Raw genomic sequence first — 18,325 nt, 5'->3', positions numbered from 1 at the left:
CTCCATGGGTCATCCAAAACAACAGTGGATTCCGTGACGGCCAGTACGGATGCCTGAACCACCCTGTGGATGCAATGCTTCAAACTCACTTTCCCAGTTAAGCGCATGTTTTTTTATCCCTGAATTCACTCCGGCTTTTGCTATGGAAAATTGCAGCTATACAGCTTTAACCATACACCTCAGCCCAAACCGGTTCCACAGTCAGATAAAAATTCACTGCCATTGAAAGCCGGTTCTGGTATGGTTGACTGTGTAGCTGTGTTTTATGTTGCTCTAAAATAAACAAGTTTACAGGGCCGGGAATTAAATTCCCAATTCGGAATGGCTCATAGCTTGCAAGCTTGACCAGCCGGGGGAACTAAAACCTTATGCTTGAAGACTGTATTAGGTACTGACAATAAACTGGTTACCAGTCCTACTGGTAGCATCTGGCGAATAATGGGTACCTGATAGCTGACAACTACGTATTATGATACGCATAGAGTTGATCATATTTACAGTTGCCTAATGGCCGTTAATTTTATGTGGTAAAGAAATTATGGTTAAGATCGTTTCCTTCAAGGAAGCCAGGGATGGGGTTGCGGATTGCCTGAAATGCTCTCTGCGTGAGTCGGTTCTGTTTGCCGACCTCAAAGAGGAGGATTTCGAAAAACTGCACGACCCGATTGATCAATATACCCTTCCGGTTGGATCCACACTCTATCATTCCGGCGACAAAGGCGATCGCATGTATACCGTTCGCACCGGCATACTCAAGCTTGTTCAGTACCTGCCGGACGGCAGTCAACGGATCGTCCGCCTGATCCGCAGCACCGATATTACCGGCCTGGAGTGCATCCTGGGTGAACCCTATCAACACGATGCGGTTGTCCTGCAGGAGACTGAAGTCTGCGCCCTGCCGGTACGGGTGGTGGACAACCTCAGTAAAGAAAACCCGGCACTCCACTTGGAGCTGCTCAACCGTTGGCAACGGGCACTCAAGGAGGCGGATGCCTGGCTGACCGAGCTCTCCACCGGATCGGCGAAACAGCGGGTCGCACGACTCCTGTTGAGGCTGGTGAAAGACACCCATGAGAGCCAGTGCAGTCTGTTCGCCAGAGAGGACATGGGAGCCATGCTGGGAATCACCACCGAGACGGCCAGTCGCACCATTGCGGAATTCAAGCGTCAGAGCCTGCTGATCGAAACGGCACCGAATCAATTCCTGCTGGATACCCCAAATCTCCATCGAATCGCTGAGGATTGATCATTTTCAATGCTTTAGACCGGTCCTGTCAGTACATTTCCAGGACAATAAACTGTTCTGCCATCAAATCCCGATGGTTCATGGAGATGCCACTTGCACCAGGTCGTCAAGGAAATCGAGGTTCCGGTATTTTCCCTCCAGATCGATCCTGATGAGTGTCGATTTGATACAATTGAAGAGATTGTCGACTACTTTGAATCAGAAATTTCGGCCCATCAGGCCGCTGAGTTCATTGCTACCTTCGATCACAGGAAGCACACATCAGAGCTCCCGGAAGGGCAGCTGGCAGAGGGTATCGTGGCGGCCTACAATCTGGTGTTCTGTTTCGGCTTCACCCTGCAGACTCCGGAGCAACTTGCCTGCAGACCCCGTTCGATCGGCATCTGTCAGATGAATGATCAGATCATCGTCTCATTTCTTGAGGCACCTATGCCGGTAGCCAATGCCCTGATGGAGAAGTGGGCCAAATCGCTGCTGATTGACAATGATTCCACCACCCCCCACTTCAAGAGCGCCTCAGCGGAATAGATTGCGCAACTGAAAACCAACCCGATAAAGATGATGAAAATTGCCGTAACCAGTCAGAACTTCCTTACCATCACACCCCATGCGGGAAAGTGCCGCCGTTTTCTGATACTGGGCAGAAACGAACAGGGAGAACTGGTTGAACTCGACAGGCTGGACCTGCCGAAAGAGATGTCCATGCATGAATTCAAGGGCTTGCAACACCCGCTTTTTGACTCCGATGTCCTGTTGACTGCCAGCGCGGGACAGGGATTTATCAGACGTCTGCAACAGGAGCGGGTGGAGGTAATCTGTACCAGCGAGACAGATCCCTATCGTGCCGCCGACGCCTTTCTGGAGGGCGAGCCTCTACCGGCGGTGGAAGCCGATGCCCACCACCAGAAGAGTGCTCCGATCATGCCGAAATTTGGTTAGGGTCTATTAGGCCCTAACGACGTTTTACATCTCCATCTCCAGGTCATCGATCACCTGATCGATTCCTGCCTGAGCGCAAGCCTCGTCGGTCTCACCGGATGGGGCACCACTCACCCCGACTCCTCCGAGCAGTTGGCCACCAGCCTGAATCGGCAACCCTCCGGCGGACATCACCAGCCCGTCCAGACGCCCGATCGGCGTGTCTGCCCGGCTCTTCAAAGCCGAGGTGGCGGCATTGAAATTGACGGCTGTAAAGGCTTTCTGACGACTGATCGGCACGGTGATTTGCGCCGCGATGGTATCGCGCATGGTGACCTGCACAGTACCGTCCCGATCGACCACAGTGACTCCGATCTGGATACCCTGTTTTCTACAGGCCTCGATGGTGCTCAAGGCGATCTGATTGGCAGTCTCCATGGAAAGACGCTTCAGGGTCACCGTTGGCGCAACTTCATCTTCGGCCTGCACGCCGGGGATTACGCATAGGCTGGTCAGCAGCGCCAGGGTTGTCAGGGATCTCTTCATCATCTCCTCCTCAATGGGTGGTTTTATTCTCATTCCAACTCTTGTGTGGTGCTTCATACTAATTGACGATTATAGCGTCGTACGGGCTTACGCACCTCGCATTGGCAATGCCCGTTAACGATAATGATTCTCTACATATTCATCCACCAGTTGGATGAACTGTTCGGCGATCTGTTCCCCTTTCAGGGTGACCGTTTTTTCTCCATCCACATACACCGGTGCGGAGGGTGACTCCCCGGTGCCCGGCAGACTGATGCCGATATTGGCCTGCTTGCTCTCCCCCGGTCCGTTGACAACACATCCCATCACCGCGACCGACATCTCAGCGACCCCCGGATGTCTCTCCTGCCAGCCCGGCATCCGTTCACGCAGGTGGGCCTGGACCTGTTGTGCCAACTGCTGAAAAAAGGTACTGGTGGTTCGACCGCAGCCGGGACAGGCAACCACCATCGGGGTGAAGGCGCGAATACCCATCGATTGCAGCAACTCCTGTGCGACGATCACTTCCTGGGTCCTGGCCCCACCGGGCTCCGGCGTCAGAGAGATGCGAATGGTGTCACCGATCCCCTCCTGCAGCAGTACCGCCAGGGCGGCACTGGAGGCGACGATACCCTTAGAGCCCATGCCCGCCTCGGTCAGTCCGAGATGCAGCGCATAGTCACAACGGTTGGCCAGTTCCCGATAGACCGCGATCAGATCCTGAACCCCGCTCATTTTGCAGGAGAGCACAATCTGTGACGCAGAGAGTCCCAGTTCGATCGCCCGCTGGGCACTCTCCAGGGCCGAGGTAACCATGATCTCCCGGGTCATCTGATCCGCATCCAGCGGATTCTCCGCATGGGCGTTCTGATCCATCATGCGGGCTACCAGCCCCTTATCCAGGCTGCCCCAGTTGACGCCGATTCTAACCGGCTTCTGATACTCACAGGCGAGCTCAATCATGCGTGCATACTGGGAATCACGCTTCTCTCCACTGCCTACGTTACCCGGATTGATTCGATATTTGGCCAAGGCCTGGGCGCAATCGGGATGGTCGCTGAGCAGACGATGCCCATTGAAGTGAAAATCCCCCACCAGCGGCACATCCAGCCCCTGCTGATCCAGCCGCTCGCGGATTCGGGATACCGCCTTTGCCGCCACCTCATTGTTGACAGTGATCCTGACCAGCTCTGAACCGGCACGGGCCAGCGCCGCCACTTGCTCACTGGTGGATTCCACATCCGCCGTGTCCGTGTTGGTCATCGACTGCACCACCACCGGGGCGCTGCTGCCGATCACCACACCACCTACCTCTACACTTCGGGTTTGATGTCTTTTGATTGCCATGGTTGGGCCTGTAGACCTGTAAGACCTGTTAACTGCAAACCAACGGCGCTCATTGCCGCTGGATCAATTGGCGAAATGCTACTTCAGTTTACCGATACCTAACATCTTGAGAATGTACTTTTCGTAGATCGGTTCCGAAGTTCCCTTTTTCATCTTACGAATGAAGTATTTTTCAAAGGCGATCTTGGCCATATGGACCCATTTGCCCTTCTTGAACCAGGCCACATTGCGTGGTGGTATCTGGGGCAGCGCTACGAACGCCGCACCCGTGTCCCCCATATCCGCCAGACAGATCGCATTCCAGGTTGCCAGGGTTGTGCCCTCCTTACCCGCCAGATCATCCGCAATATTGTGCACAATCGCAGTCACCATGGATTCGATCATATAGCCGGTTTTCGGTGCACCGGTCGGTACCGCGGTCGCTTCCACCGGCGGGATGGCGATACAGACCCCTGCTGCATAGATATTGGGGTATTTGGGATTGCGCTGATGATCATCGACAAACACGAAACCTCGTGGATTACACAAGCCTTCCACTTCGGCTACCGCATCCACCCCCTTGAATGCCGGCAGCATCATTGAGTATTTAAACTCAAGTTCATGATCCTTTATCTTGTGACCGGAATCATCGAACTGCTCCACATACATCTTGCCATATTCAACCTTGGTCACTTTTGCATTGGTGATCCAATTGATATGGTGACTGCGGAAATCACTCTCCAGAAAACCTTTCGAATCGCCTACGCCACCAAGCCCCAGATGGCCAATGTAGGGTTCGGAGGTAACAAAGGTGATCGGTACCTTGTCACGGACTCTGCGCTTACGCAGGTCAGAATCCATGATAAAGGCAAACTCATAGGCCGGTCCGAAACAGCTGGCAAAAGGCATAGCGCCAATAACCACATGCCCAGGCTCGTCGAGCAGATCGAGATAGGCCTGATAGGCCTTTTCAGCATGGTCGACGGTACAGATCGATTCGGTAAAACCATCCGGACCGGAGCCTTCCACCTCTTCAAAAGCCAGTCTGGGTCCGGTGGCGATCACCAGATAATCGAAATCCACGCTATCCCCGTTATCCAGGGTGATGCGATTGGTATCCGGATCGATCTTATCTACCCGCTGGGCAATGAAGTTGATGCCTTTACGCTCGAGATGAGGGCGGATATCAAAGGTGATATGGGAGCGATCCCGCCAGCCGACCGCGAGCCATGGATTGGATGGTACGAACTGGAAATACTCCCGTTCATTGATCATCGTGACTTCATGTTCACGACCAAGCTCCATGCGAAGTTCGTAAGCACATGGCATCCCGCCAGTCCCGGCACCTATAACCACGATATGCGCCATATCGTAAAACCTCCACCCTCCTGATTCTTCTATCTGTTTCGCGATGTTGCCAGGAGAGGCTACAACACCGTTCATAATCAAGCTTACCAGTCTATATCCAAGCTACTGAAATTCAAAGCTAATGAAGTAATTCAATATGCTCTAATCTATGTGGATAGTCTCATCTGATGCGGGCTGGCCATGGACCTGAACAGACAAATCCAGTCAACCCGGGGAAGTTACCGCACACAGGCTCGCTAGACGCTTAACCAGTCACTGACACAATGCTGCTCAGCCAGACTGAACCGGGCTTCCAACTCGGGCAGATGAAGGGAGACCATCGATTTGACCAGCTCAGGGTCGTTGTTCTTCTCGCTGATATGGGAGGCCACCAGATGGCTGTAACGCTCCACCGGCACCCGCTTCAGCAACTGCAGTGCCTGCTGATTGCTCAAATGGCCATGACTGCCGCCTACCCTGGCCTGTAACGACGGTGGATAGGGGCCTTCCGCCAGCATCTGAAGGTCATGATTGAACTCCAGCACCAGACTGTCGCACCCTTGCAGCCGTTCAATGATATGGGGGGTAATATGGCCCACATCGGTGAGTACCCCGAGGCTATGTTTGCCGGTCGTCAGGACAAACTGACAGGGTTCTCTTGAATCATGGGGCACCGGGTAGGGATGGATGGCAATATCCTCGATCATCCAGGGGCCGGTGTGGCAGTCGATCAAATCGAGTCGAGGCAGCTCTCCGTAGCTGGCGCTGTGATAGGTGCCCGGAGTCATCCATACCGGCAGCGCGTAGCGCCGCGCCATCGCCCCCACACCTCGAATATGGTCCGCATGTTCATGGGTAATCAGGATCCCGGTCAGGCTGGCCGGATCCACATCCAGTTGTTTCAACCGATGCTCAATCTCCCGAGCCGCAAAACCGCAATCGAGAAGTATTCTTGCATTGGCTGATTCAATAAGTAGTGCATTACCACGGCTGCCACTGCCAAGGTAAGCGAATCGCAATGGCATAGGGTTCAGCGTATCTGTTCGTGAATCAGGCCTAAAATGGTTTCAACAGCCACCTGATCGGCTGCTTCACCCTGTTCGTTTCTCACCACCACACGGGTAGTCTCCCCTTCCGCAAGCAGTTTCACCTGGTATTGAACCTCGGTATCGATCTTGCTCTCTTCGTCATCCCAGAAAGCCAACATGGAGAAGAAGCCCTTCTCTTCCTTCTCTTCATTGAACAAGTTGCTGTAGCGAACGAAATAGGTACCACTGGAGCGGTCCCGGTCTTCCACGGCAAAGCCTACCCGATCCAGTGCAACGCCTGTCAAACGCCAGGCCCGTGCAAAGGCCTCATCAATCCATAACTCTGGCTGATCGCCACCCTCTACCAGGCGGGCCCGATCCTGTCTGGCATCCGGCGCGGAAATGGCCTGTTGCGCTTTTTCGTTGGCGACGCCCAGATGGACCATCAGACTGCGCAGCATCGAGGCCTCGATATCCGGATCGTTCGGCCTGGGAGCCCAGTATGTGGTATCAGCATCACCACTGATATCCTCTTTCAGTTTCTCCTCCATGCCACGATGGGTCAGATAGAGCTCCGTGGTGCCCGGCTCCAGACCGTGGTCAAGACGCACACGAAACTGGTCTCTCGTCCCTGAGGTATAGACACTATCCAGCGCCTGACGGAAGAATTCAGTGATGTATCCCTGTTTGATATCAGCCCGACTCTCCAGCCAGTCGGTCCTCATCACGCCCACTGCCGGATTCTGTTCCACCAGCAGCAAGCCGTTTTTACGCCAGAACTCGATCACTTTTGGCCATACCTTTGTGGGTGTTGCCGCTATCACCAGCCAGCGTTTGTCACCATCCCGCTCAACCTGGATGTCTTCAAATGACGGCAGCACCTCTTCGGCCACGATGGTGCCGAAGCTGCGTTTTTCCCTCTGGTTGGCGTAATCCTCGTAGGATGCACTGCCCGCGCCAGGAATGGTCATCGCATCCTGAATCGCATTGCTTGAAAGATCCGGCGGGATCTCCAGATCGTCCACAGTCTCTTTCTGGCTGCGGTATTCACGTTCAGAATCGGAGAAATACCCCCCATCGGAACCACAGCCGGAGATAAACAGAAACAACAGGATAAGAGACAGAGAAGTTGGGTTTAAACGCATATTATGAAGTTTTATCAGATTGTACTCTGTTGCCTATGACAAGGATTTGAACATCTAGTTTACCAAGCCTTGCCTGAGACGGAGATTTTGTGGCGCCTACAAGCCACATCGGCTGCGATCACAAAACCCCGGCCTGACGCATCGCCTCACGAACCTGAGGCTCGGAGGAGGCAGTCATCCAGGTCAACGGCAGCCTGATACCTTTGTCCGCCAATCCAAGTTCGGACATCGCCCACTTGACGGGTATCGGGCTCGATTCCACAAACAACGCGCTGTGCAGGCCAGCCAGCTGCTGATCGAGAGATTCGGCCTCAGCCCGGTTTCCAGCCAGAGCCGCCGCCACCATCTCATGCATCAATTTCGGCGCGACATTCGCCGTCACAGAGATGACCCCGTGTCCACCTTGCAACAGAAATTCGCAACCGGTGGCGTCATCACCGCTATAGAGCTCAAACTCGGAACCACACAGATCCCGGATCTGATGCAGCCGATCCAGATCACCTGTCGCCTCTTTGACACCGATGATATTGGCCACGGATGAGAGTCGACCGACAGTCTCAGGCAGCATGTCACAGGCTGTACGGCCAGGCACATTGTAGAGGATCTGCGGTATCTCCACCGCCTCTGCCACCGCCTTGTAGTGCTGGTATAACCCTTCCTGGGTGGGTTTGTTGTAATAAGGGGTAACCAACAGGCAGGCATCGGCGCCCGCCTGCTTGGCGCAACGGGTCAGATCAATCGCCTCCCGGGTTGAATTGGCGCCGGTACCGGCAATCACCGGAATCCGCCCAGCCACATACTCAACCACCCGACGAATCACCGCACAATGCTCCTCTTCGTCCAGAGTAGCCGATTCACCGGTGGTACCAACGGCGACAATGGCGTCACTGCCCTGCTCGACGTGAAAATCCACCAAGCCCCGCAAGGCGTTGTCATCCAGGACGCCTTCTTCACTCATCGGAGTGATCATTGCTACCATACTGCCGTGAAACATCAGTCCACACCCCTAACTTTATATCAATCCGCAATGTTAGCCTGTGGCTCGTGACTCTGACAAGTAGTGTATATTTTTAAGCCGAAGCGATGAGCTACGAAGGCGTGTAGAGCGTAAGGTTCCGTTTTCCCGGTGGAAACAAAACTCTGAGAGCCTGTTTAACCCACTGATTCGGAATTAAACCATGAGATGCTCATGAAATATCGCTTGCGGCTCATTCCTGGTGTTACACTCGACACAACCGTGAACAATAACTGGGGTTTAGAGATATCAATGACCACACCGAAAAACTTTTTGGTTATCTCCGCACTTGGCAAAGATCAGCCTGGCATCGTCAAAAATCTTTCCAAAAAAATCCTCGATGAGGGTTGTAACATAACAGACAGCAGGATGACCGTTCTCGGCGGTGAGTTTGCCATACTGCTGTTGATCGAGGGCCCATGGAACACCCTGGCCAAGCTGGAATCCGCCGTACCGGAGCTGCAGCAGGATCTTGGTCTGACCATCATCTGCAAACGTACCGAAGGCCGGGTTCAATCGAGCAACCAGCTGCCCTATCTGGTGGAGGTGGTCTCCATGGACCATCCGGGTATCGTCAACAAGCTGGCGGAATTTTTTTCCGAGCGCCAGATCAATATCGAAGATATGACCACCAGCAGCTATTCAGCCGCCCACACCGGCACGCCGATGTTTTCGGTACATCTGAGCGTGGGCATACCCTCGGACAGACAGATCGCCGTACTCAGAGAGGAGTTCATGGATTACTGTGATGCCCTCAACCTGGACGCCGTCATCGAACCCATAAAAGGCTAGTGTACTGTCTCATACTAATACGTGATATCTGAGGTCCTAAGGAGGAGTCCCCACACATGAGCTCGATCGCCATTGGTAAAACCGTGCCCGACATCCCACTGCCGGCTACGGGTGATAAAGAGATAAAATTCAGCGATTTTCGCGGCAAACCCATTGTGCTCTATTTCTACCCCAAGGCCAGCACACCCGGCTGTACCCAGGAGGGTCTGGACTTTACCGCCGCAATCGCTAAGTTCCGCCGTCAGTCAGCGGTCATTCTTGGCGTCTCCCGTGACGGGGTAAAGGCCCAGGAGAACTTCAAATCCAAACAGGGCTTCCCTTTCGATCTGCTCTCGGACAAGGAAGAGACCCTGTGCAACAGCTTCGATGTCATCAAGATGAAATCGATGTACGGCAAAAAAGTACGCGGCATCGAACGCAGTACATTCCTGATCGACGAAGATGGAAAACTACGCCATGAGTGGCGCAAAGTGAAAGTCAAAGGCCACGCTGAAGAGGTCCTGGAAACGCTTAAGGCCATGCGATCCGGAAAACTCTCCTGAACCAGATAAAATTTCAATCGCCATGGCACGACAGCCATGGCCGTTATTCGCTTGCCTGTAGATGAGACCCAGCATGTCAGAAAACCAAGCTAAGAAACCCCGTCTGTTCGTCCTGGACACCAATGTCTTGATGCACGACCCAACCGCCCTGTTCCGATTCAAGGAGCACGATATCTATCTGCCGATGGTGGTGCTTGAGGAGCTGGACAAAGGCAAGAAAGGCATGTCCGAGGTAGCGCGCAATGTGCGTCAGACCAGCCGATTTCTCGATGAACTGATGGGCCATGTCTCAAAAGAGACGATCAGTCAGGGCATCCCGCTGAATACCCTGCAATTCAATGGTTCGACCGATTCAGTCACGGGTCATCTGATGTTTCAGACCAAACCGGTATCCCAGGATCTACCCTTGAGCCTGCCGGGTAACACCCCGGACAACAACATCCTGGCCACCGCCTTGAGCCTGCAGTCCGACTATCCGGAGAAGCGGATCGTACTGGTCTCCAAGGATATCAACCTGCGCATCAAAGCGACCGTACTGGGGATACGGGCCGAGGATTACAGCAACGACCAGGTATTGGAAGATGTCAATCTGCTCTACAGCGGGCTCGATGAGGTTGCTGCTGATTTCTGGGAACAGCACACCAAGGAGCTGGAATCCTGGCAGGAGGAGGGACGAACCTTCTACCGGGTCAGCGGACCGGACACCCAGTCCTGGTATCCCAGCCAGTGCCTCTACCTGAAGGGCGACGAGGGTTTCCAGGCGATCGTCAGAGAGAAGCAGAATGAGAGCGCAGTCATCGAACTGGCGGAGGACTACAGCAATCCAAAACATGCCGTCTGGGGCATTACGTCGCGTAACCAGGAACAGAACTACGCACTGAATCTACTGCTTGATCCAGATCTCGATTTTGTCTCCCTGCTGGGCACCGCCGGCACCGGCAAGACCCTGCTGACACTGGCAGCGGGATTGGTACAGACCCTGGACCTCAACCTCTATCGGGAGATCATCATGACCCGGGTCACTGTGCCCGTCGGTGAGGACATCGGTTTTCTACCGGGTACGGAAGAGGAAAAAATGACTCCCTGGATGGGGGCACTGATGGACAACCTGGAAGTGCTCACCCAGACAGAAGGGGGAGAGTGGGGGCGTGCCGCCACGGAGGATCTGCTGCGTAGCCGGATCCGCATCCATTCACTCAATTTCATGCGCGGCAGAACATTCCTGAATAAGTACATCATTCTCGACGAGGCACAGAATCTGACGCCCAAACAGATGAAAACCCTGATCACCCGCGCCGGCCCGGGTACCAAGATCGTCTGTCTGGGCAATGTGGCACAGATCGACACCCCCTATCTGACAGAGACCACATCCGGTCTTACCTATGCGGTCGACCGGTTCAAGAACTGGCCCCATAGCGGACACATCACCCTGCAGCGGGGTGAACGATCACGCCTGGCGGATTACGCTTCCGCCAATCTGTAATCGGCTCAAGTGAGATTGGGGTCAGAGGCGGGCAGCGGTTGGCGCAACAGGGTCAGCCGGAAGGACAAGATGAGACTTTTTTAACGGAGTTTAAAAAACGCTGCTTAGTGCCTTAATGTATGCTGCCCCGATCAACGATACTCTTCAGTTCAGTGATCGAACGACGATAGATCTCGGCGGTTTGATTGTAACTGGTCACCAGTCCATTGGTATCCCCCTGGCGGCCTTTGAATTCCAGGTCACGGGCCAGAATTGAAAGTTCCATGGCCCCTACATTGGCGCTGCTCGATTTCAATGGATGGGCCGATTTCACCAGCCCCTCCATATCCCCGGACTTGACCGCATCCCGGATACCGAGCATCAATCCAGGTGCGCTCTTGAGATAACTCTCAAGCACAGAAACAAAGTCCTCCTCCATGATTTCATAGAGTTCTTCCAACACACTGCGGTCAATCATACCGCCTGCCTTCATGCTCGTATCTCCACCAAGGTCAAGCAATCCCTCACTTGATATATCAACTTCGGCATCTTCACTAGCCGCACTTAGATCCTCCTTTAGACTAGCATCCTCGTCTGGAGATATCATCTCCTCCATGGGCAGCCATTGTCGCAGCATATTCTCCAGTTGAGACGGCTTTACCGGTTTGGAAAGATAGTCATCCATACCTACCGCCAGACAACGCTCCCGATCCCCGGCCATGGCGTTGGCGGTCATCGCAATGACAGGTGTACGCATCAATCCCTGGTTCTGTTCCCGTTCCCGAATCGCCTCCGTCGCCTCGTAGCCATCCATCCTCGGCATCTGGCAATCCATCAGCACCACATCAAACTGTTCAGCCCGAAGTGCATCCATCGCCTCAACTCCGTCATTGGAGGTTACCGGTGACAATCCCGCCTTCTCAAGCATCTTTTTCACTACCGCCTGATTGACCGGATTGTCCTCAACCACCAAAACCCGTCCCACCAGTTTGGTATGCTGCTGATCCTGTTTGATATCCTCTGCCCGTTTCGCACCGGGTTCCGAAAACGGTTCACTCTGACTATCCTGCCAGGCAAGGTGGTCGTCGGGCATGCGCGGCACCGGTATCTCTTCCGGCATGGTCCCCGCCCCAGGCGTCTGCTCAACGTCGAAAATTCGATACAGTCGCTGCTTGATCTCTTTCGGAGTGGCATGAGGAGTCAGGCACTCAACGCCCATCGCCTCGTAGCTGAGCTGAGCCTCTTCTGGCAGATTCACGGCAAGTATCTCCACCTCGCGCATGTGGGGTACTTCTCTGGCCGAGTCTATGGTCTTACTCAGATTGACGCTCGACAGGGCCCCATCGAGCACCATCAGTTCATAGCGCCAACTTGCACCCAGGTTGGCGGAGGACTTGAGCTTGCTGAGTGCGTCATACTGATCCTCGGATTGCTCTACCAGCATCCCCTCTTCCTTCAGTGCATAGAGTAGCTGCCTGGTCTCGGCAGAGGTCTTGTCGGCAAGTAGCAGGGTACGGATATCCTGAAGATTGCGTCTGCCGGATGGCATCTCCTGCAGTGATTTGCGCATTGGCAGTATGAACCAGAAATAGGAGCCTTTTCCCGGCGTGGATTTAACCCCGATCTTCCCCCCCATCAACTCGGTCAGGCGCTTGCAGATCACCAGACCCAGGCCGGTACCGCCATGCTTGCGGGTTGTTGAGGCATCGGCCTGGGAAAAGGGTTCGAACAGGCGCTCCACTTGCTCCTGGGTCATGCCGATACCGGTATCCCGTACGGCAAACATCAGATCCACCTCGGTACGTGAGGTCTGACGATTGGTCACCTCAACCGACACCTCCCCGTGTTCAGTGAACTTCACCGCGTTACTCACCAGGTTGGTGAGTATCTGGCGCAATCGGATCGGGTCGCCGCGAACCGTTTTTGGCACATCCCTGTCAATTCGGTAATTTAACCTCAGATTGCGCCGGTCAGCTGCGTTTTTCATCAACGAGGTGACCTGCTCAATGGTGCCCTCCAGATTGAGCTCGATAAACTCCAGATCGAGTTTCCCGGCTTCGATCTTGGAGAAGTCGAGAATGTCATTGATGATGCTGAGCAGCAGCTGAGAGGAGTTCAGTGCAGTGGCGACAAACTGCCTCTGCTCCCCATTCAGCTTGGTCTCCAGAAGCATTTCCAGAATCGGCAGAATGCCATTCAGTGGGGTTCGGATCTCATGGCTCATGGTGGCGAGAAACTCTGACTTGGCCAGATTGGCACCCTCTGCCGCCTCCTTGGCGAGAAACAGCTCCTGTTCCACTGACTGGCGCTGATCATTCTCCTGAATCAGCCGGCTGCGCATTTCACTCAACTCGGTTTCCGAGGCCACCATCCGTTCATGCAACAATACCCGGTTGGCGGCGATCAACAGATAGCCTTGTTGATAGACCGTCATCCAGGCGGCCAGTATCAGCAGTGCCAATGCATAGGCGATCAACCCGGCAATGAACTCCTCACTGACACTGCCCTGCTCGCCGTTCAGAACAACCATAACCACCATCGAGGCGGTCAGTACAAAAATGATACTGAAGAAAGTATCGATGGTGAGTAAAAGCGCAGTAAGCAGAAAGACGGTACCGATCAGCACCAGATCGATCACCAGAAACTCTGTCGATTCGGGATTGAAGAGCAGATGGACCAGAGCCGCCGCCCACAACAGACCGAGCAACAGAACGCCGGGCAACAGAGCATATCGCCAGAACTGTAATCTGTCCAGTTCACTATGCCTGGCAGCAACTGTCAGCACACTCTGCCCGATCAGCAGCAGAGCAAACAGCCCGCCCCAGATCATGCCCTGCTCAAACTCCCAGACCTTGTTGAGATAAAAGAAGATCGTGCCGGCAATAAAATTGGCGATAATCAGGGTTACGCCATTGGCATATAACAGGCGTACTCGCTCTTTCTTTATTTTAATCGCTTCAATGTCCGGGTCTGACATGACAGTAATTCGGCGCCTAACATCATAAATATCTAGTAAATTAGCATATCATGAATACAACTGCCTCATTTACAAGCATTTCAGTTTGAATCCACTATTCACATTGCATTGGAACAACGCAACGAACTACTATCGGCAACGATCTCCCTGTTCGATCGATCCCGTGACAGTAATAGCTTGAGGTTGACTTGATTACCGACACCCGCAACATAACCCAAATTACCCAGCAGTTTCAGTTTCTGCAGCAGGCGGAGAGCGACTTTAAACAGAGTTTCTTCGGACGCGCCAGCAAGATCGACCTGCCAGCCGACCAACCGATCTGTCACCAGGGCACTGAATGCTCCCATTTGGCTCTGGTGATCTCGGGAACCGCACGGGTCTACAAACTGGGGGAGAACGGCCGGGAGATCACCCTCTATCGGATCGGCCCCGGCGAGAGCTGCATTCTCACCGCCTCCTGCATCATGAATGGAGAGCCTTTTCCCGCCTATGCGGTCTCGGAAGAACCGATCGAAGCAGTGCTGATCAGTACCGCAGATGTGATTCGCTGGACGGACGAAACCCCAGCCTGGCGTAACTATCTTTTCCATTTGATCAGCAGCAGACTCACCGAGGTGATCGGCATTGTGGAAGAGATCGCCTTTCGCCGGGTAGACCGCCGTCTGGCAGGACACCTGATTCAACTCGGCAAACAGAGTGGCGCAAGAATCGAATCGACCCATCAGATGATCGCCTCTGACCTCGGAACTTCCCGTGAGGTCGTCAGTCGCATTTTAAAAGACCTTGAGCAACAGCAGATGATCTCCACTGCCAGAGGTGTCATCAATATCTGTGACCAACAGCGTCTGATCGAGAAGAGTCGTGAAAACCACTATTAGAGCCTGTTAACACTCATCCGGCACCTTAGCACCACCTGCAGTGTGACTTAGTCACATACATTTGCGTAGTAGAGATCTATCCTCTGATCCAGCATTGATCCGATGCAATAGAGAGTCCTCAAGCGCAGGGTCAATTTCAAACCATTGTGGCGAATCAAGCCCTGGTCTGAACAAAAGCGGTTTATGTATTACTCAGGAGAAATAGCATGACTCAAAATGTAGGCAGTATTGAACGTATTCTCAGGATTGTGGGTGGTCTGGCGATTCTTGCATGGGGCTTCCTGCTCAGTGACCCGATCAACTGGCTTGGCGCCATTGGCGCTGTGCCACTGGTCACCGGGCTGGTCTCCTACTGCCCGCTGTGGAGCCTGTTTGGTATCAACACCAAAAAAGCCTGAGCCTCTCAGCGTGGCTGACAACCTGTCCGACCCCACCTGATCAGGGGAGTCGGACGGGGCTATTTTGCAGCCTCCACACCCTCTGACTCATCCCGGGGCCAGGCCGCCAACACCGCTTGCACCAGTGTGGCCAGTGGAATGGCAAAAAATACCCCCCAGAACCCCCAAAAGCCGCCAAACACCAGAATCGCCACAATAATGGCAACCGGATGCAGATTGACCACTTCTGAAAAGAGCAGTGGCACCAGCACATTGCCATCCAGGGCCTGAATAATGAAATAGGTCGCGGCCAACCAGGCGAAGTCCGAGGACCAGCCCCACTGAAACCAGGCGATGAACAGCACTGGAATTGTCACCACAGCAGCACCGATGTAAGGAATAATCACCGACAAACCCACCAACACCGCCAACAGCAGAGCATAATTCAATCCAAGCATGGAAAAGGCAACAAAGCTGCAGGACCAGATAATGATGATCTCCCAGAACTTCCCCCGCACGTAGTTGGCGATCTGTATATCCACATCCTTCCAGACTGTTACCGAGAATCGTCGATGGCGGGGAAGATAGGAGACAAACCAGTCGATGATCAGATGCTTGTCCTTAAGAAAGAAGAACACCAGCAGGGGCATCAGGATCAGGTAGACCACCAGGGTGATCACACCAACCACTGAGGCGAGAGACCAGCTTACAGCCTGTTGGGCAAACGAGGCGATCTCATTGCGCAGCTGCTGAATCAACTCATCCACCTGTGCCTGAGGTATCAGATCCGGGTAGCGTTCGGGGAGTTGCATCAGAGCCTGCTGCCCCATAGCGATCATACTCGGCAGCTGTTGCAGAAAGTCCGTCACCTGGCGGGACAGCAGCGGCAGCAGTCCGAGCATGATCAGGGCTACGAACAGCAGAAACAGAATGAACACCAGAATCACAGAGATCAGCCTGGGCCAGGAGCGACGCTCCATCTGTGTCACGATCCCCTCGAGCAAGTAGGCGATCACGATGCTCGCCAATACCGGTGCGAGCATATCCCCCATGGTAATCACGATACCGAAGAAAAGGACCAGGAACAGAGTCAGAAAGATGATCTGAGGATCGGAGAAGTAGCGCTTGAACCAGTTGGTAATGACCTGCATTTGAATAACCCGGTACCAAATAGGCGGATGTTAGTTAACCCGACGACTCACTTTATCGCTTTCAGCCTGCGGCTAATTATGACTTGCTCAGATAGTTTTGATAGTGTTTTTCAAACAGTGCTTCCAGCTCATCGATCACTTCCACAGCGGCCCTGCCCTGCATGATATGGGATGTCATCAGAGACGAGGTCTCATCCAGCAACTGATCCCGTTCAAGCATAAAGTAGCTCTCGGAGAGGCGCTTGATCGCTTTCACCACGGACTCATCCACAGGCCGTTCGAGCTGCTTCGGCTCCAGGGGTGAGCTTTGATCAACAGCCACCGCATCCTGAAAGCTCCGTTGTGAGAGAAACTCAGCAAATGCCAGCAGAGAGCCCCGCTCACTCGGCGTAATCCGCTCAAAGAGATCCAGCAGACGCTGCTGCTCAGGATCGAGCTTTTGCTGTTTGGGTACAATATGCACCGATAGCAACCTCGTTGCAGATACTGTTCGGGCCTGTTAGGCCTAGCGCCCTACAACTGCTCTTCAGCATGATCCTCACAATAGCCACGCGCAAATTCGAGCAGCTCTTCCATGGCTCGCAGGCGAAATTTTTGCTTTTGATGGACGAATGAGAATGGACGCTCCATTGCCGGCGCCAGATTGATCGCCCTCAGGGTATCCAGCTTCAACTCTTTCTGGATGGTCGCCCGGGAGACCACCGAGACCCCCATACCCGCTTCCACTGCGCCTTTTACCGCTTCTGGACTGCCCAGCTCCATGTAGATATTGAGAGTCGAGTCCGCACAGTTGTTATCCAGATACTCATTGATCACCTCACGGGTGCCCGAACCCTCTTCCCTGCAGATAAAGGGGTACTCCAGCAACTTCTCGATCGCCACTGTCTCCTGATTTGCAAGATCATGGTTGGGCGGTACGATGGCCACCAATTGGTCATTACGGCAGACCTCAACCACCAGGTTCTTGTTACCGACCGGTGCCTCTACGACCCCCAGATCGATATTGTTGTTCTCCACCATGGAGACAATCCCTTCGGAGTTTGAAACCCGCAGATGGATCGTCACCTCCGGATAGCGTGTGCCGAAATCCCCCAGTAACGAGGGCAGCATATACTCTGCAATGGTGGTACTGGCGCCAATGGTCAGTGCTCCACGGATCTCTCCGGTCATCTCCCTGACAGAGTTCTCCATATCCGCGTAGAGATCAAATATTCGATCGGCGTAACTGAATACCCGCTCCCCAGCCTCGGTCAGGCTGATCCGGTTGTGGGTTCTGTCAAACAACCGGGTATTGAAATACTCTTCCAGTTGCCGCACCTGAAAGGTTACTGCCGGCTGGGTCATATGCAAGGTCTCAGCCGCCTTGGTAAAGCTTAAAAGACGCGCAACTGTATGAAAAACCTGTAATCTACGATCCGCCATATGTCTAAGATGCTCAATCAGTTGTTCTTTGTATGGATAAACTCTTTTTATACCACAAACAGCAAGCTTTAGGGAACGCTGATAGACTTTTCCTTTATACCCGCAGACAGGTTATGGTAATTTCTGCCAGGGCCTTTTTAGAACATTTAACTGATCTTCAGTTTGACTGAACTT

Annotated in this window: 18 protein-coding genes; 8 read left to right on the top strand and 10 right to left on the bottom strand. The window is 53.6% G+C overall.

Annotated features, from left to right (window positions below):
- Positions 1–538: 538 nt before the first annotated feature.
- From A3193_RS01805 to A3193_RS01795, 3 genes are all read left to right on the top strand, one after another.
- Entirely contained in the window at positions 539–1,246 is a 708-nt protein-coding gene (locus A3193_RS01805; protein WP_069004481.1) for a Crp/Fnr family transcriptional regulator, read from the top strand.
- Positions 1,247–1,339: 93 nt separating this feature from the next.
- Positions 1,340–1,774, top strand: coding sequence for a DUF6858 family protein (locus A3193_RS01800; protein WP_069004480.1), 435 nt, complete (start codon positions 1,340–1,342; stop codon positions 1,772–1,774).
- Positions 1,775–1,807: 33 nt separating this feature from the next.
- Positions 1,808–2,185 (top strand): NifB/NifX family molybdenum-iron cluster-binding protein, encoded by a 378-nt coding sequence (locus A3193_RS01795; RefSeq protein WP_069004846.1) that lies wholly within the window; start codon positions 1,808–1,810, stop codon positions 2,183–2,185.
- A 24-nt stretch (positions 2,186–2,209) separates the two neighbouring features.
- Here A3193_RS01795 and A3193_RS01790 read toward each other — a convergent pair whose 3' ends face one another.
- The 6 genes from A3193_RS01790 to dapA form a co-directional block, all read right to left on the bottom strand.
- Entirely contained in the window at positions 2,210–2,743 is a 534-nt protein-coding gene (locus A3193_RS01790) for a GlcG/HbpS family heme-binding protein (RefSeq protein WP_305781995.1), read from the bottom strand.
- A gap of 81 nt (positions 2,744–2,824) precedes the next feature.
- Positions 2,825–4,036, bottom strand: a complete 1,212-nt coding sequence (gene ispG, locus A3193_RS01785) for a flavodoxin-dependent (E)-4-hydroxy-3-methylbut-2-enyl-diphosphate synthase (RefSeq protein WP_069004478.1) — start codon at positions 4,034–4,036, stop codon at positions 2,825–2,827.
- Between the two features lie 78 nt (positions 4,037–4,114).
- Positions 4,115–5,383 carry an NAD(P)/FAD-dependent oxidoreductase gene (locus tag A3193_RS01780; protein ID WP_069013882.1) on the bottom strand — a complete coding sequence of 423 codons (1,269 nt, stop codon included), beginning with the start codon at positions 5,381–5,383 and terminating at the stop codon, positions 4,115–4,117.
- Between the two features lie 236 nt (positions 5,384–5,619).
- Complete coding sequence (locus A3193_RS01775; RefSeq protein ID WP_069013881.1) at positions 5,620–6,387, bottom strand: MBL fold metallo-hydrolase; 768 nt, start codon at positions 6,385–6,387, stop codon at positions 5,620–5,622.
- Positions 6,388–6,392: 5 nt separating this feature from the next.
- Positions 6,393–7,535, bottom strand: a complete 1,143-nt coding sequence (gene bamC / locus A3193_RS01770) for an outer membrane protein assembly factor BamC (RefSeq protein WP_083218250.1) — start codon at positions 7,533–7,535, stop codon at positions 6,393–6,395.
- A 118-nt stretch (positions 7,536–7,653) separates the two neighbouring features.
- Positions 7,654–8,529 carry a 4-hydroxy-tetrahydrodipicolinate synthase gene (dapA, locus tag A3193_RS01765; RefSeq protein WP_069004475.1) on the bottom strand — a complete coding sequence of 292 codons (876 nt, stop codon included), beginning with the start codon at positions 8,527–8,529 and terminating at the stop codon, positions 7,654–7,656.
- A gap of 273 nt (positions 8,530–8,802) precedes the next feature.
- Here dapA and A3193_RS01760 point away from each other — a divergent pair, with 273 nt between their 5' ends.
- The 3 genes from A3193_RS01760 (at position 8,803) to A3193_RS01750 (ending at position 11,367) form a co-directional block, all read left to right on the top strand.
- Positions 8,803–9,342 carry a glycine cleavage system transcriptional repressor gene (locus A3193_RS01760; protein ID WP_069004474.1) on the top strand — a complete coding sequence of 180 codons (540 nt, stop codon included), beginning with the start codon at positions 8,803–8,805 and terminating at the stop codon, positions 9,340–9,342.
- Positions 9,343–9,398: 56 nt separating this feature from the next.
- Complete coding sequence (locus tag A3193_RS01755) at positions 9,399–9,884, top strand: peroxiredoxin (protein WP_069004473.1); 486 nt, start codon at positions 9,399–9,401, stop codon at positions 9,882–9,884.
- 73 nt (positions 9,885–9,957) lie between these two features.
- Positions 9,958–11,367: a PhoH family protein gene (locus A3193_RS01750; protein ID WP_069004472.1), complete on the top strand. Its 1,410-nt coding sequence runs from the start codon at positions 9,958–9,960 to the stop codon at positions 11,365–11,367.
- 112 nt (positions 11,368–11,479) lie between these two features.
- Here A3193_RS01750 and A3193_RS01745 read toward each other — a convergent pair whose 3' ends face one another.
- Positions 11,480–14,323, bottom strand: coding sequence for a hybrid sensor histidine kinase/response regulator (locus A3193_RS01745; protein WP_069004471.1), 2,844 nt, complete (start codon positions 14,321–14,323; stop codon positions 11,480–11,482).
- A gap of 188 nt (positions 14,324–14,511) precedes the next feature.
- On the opposite strand from A3193_RS01745, the gene A3193_RS01740 reads away from it, so the two are divergent.
- Positions 14,512–15,201, top strand: coding sequence for a Crp/Fnr family transcriptional regulator (locus A3193_RS01740; protein WP_069004470.1), 690 nt, complete (start codon positions 14,512–14,514; stop codon positions 15,199–15,201).
- A 206-nt stretch (positions 15,202–15,407) separates the two neighbouring features.
- Positions 15,408–15,599: a YgaP family membrane protein gene (locus tag A3193_RS01735; protein WP_069004469.1), complete on the top strand. Its 192-nt coding sequence runs from the start codon at positions 15,408–15,410 to the stop codon at positions 15,597–15,599.
- 59 nt (positions 15,600–15,658) lie between these two features.
- Here the strand turns inward: A3193_RS01735 and A3193_RS01730 are convergent, their stop codons facing one another.
- The 3 genes from A3193_RS01730 to A3193_RS01720 all read right to left on the bottom strand — a co-directional run bounded on the left by A3193_RS01730 (position 15,659) and on the right by A3193_RS01720 (position 18,151).
- Positions 15,659–16,729 carry an AI-2E family transporter gene (locus tag A3193_RS01730; protein WP_069004468.1) on the bottom strand — a complete coding sequence of 357 codons (1,071 nt, stop codon included), beginning with the start codon at positions 16,727–16,729 and terminating at the stop codon, positions 15,659–15,661.
- A gap of 76 nt (positions 16,730–16,805) precedes the next feature.
- Positions 16,806–17,192: a hypothetical protein gene (locus tag A3193_RS01725; protein WP_069013880.1), complete on the bottom strand. Its 387-nt coding sequence runs from the start codon at positions 17,190–17,192 to the stop codon at positions 16,806–16,808.
- A 50-nt stretch (positions 17,193–17,242) separates the two neighbouring features.
- The gene (locus tag A3193_RS01720) at positions 17,243–18,151 is read right to left on the bottom strand and encodes a selenium metabolism-associated LysR family transcriptional regulator (RefSeq protein ID WP_069004466.1); all 909 of its coding nucleotides are present in this window, start codon (positions 18,149–18,151) and stop codon (positions 17,243–17,245) included.
- Positions 18,152–18,325: the final 174 nt, after the last annotated feature.

The sequence above is a fragment of the Candidatus Thiodiazotropha endoloripes genome, from assembly GCF_001708965.1.
GTDB lineage: Bacteria > Pseudomonadota > Gammaproteobacteria > Chromatiales > Chromatiaceae > Thiodiazotropha > Thiodiazotropha endoloripes.
This window is presented reverse-complemented; position numbering and strand designations above follow the sequence as displayed.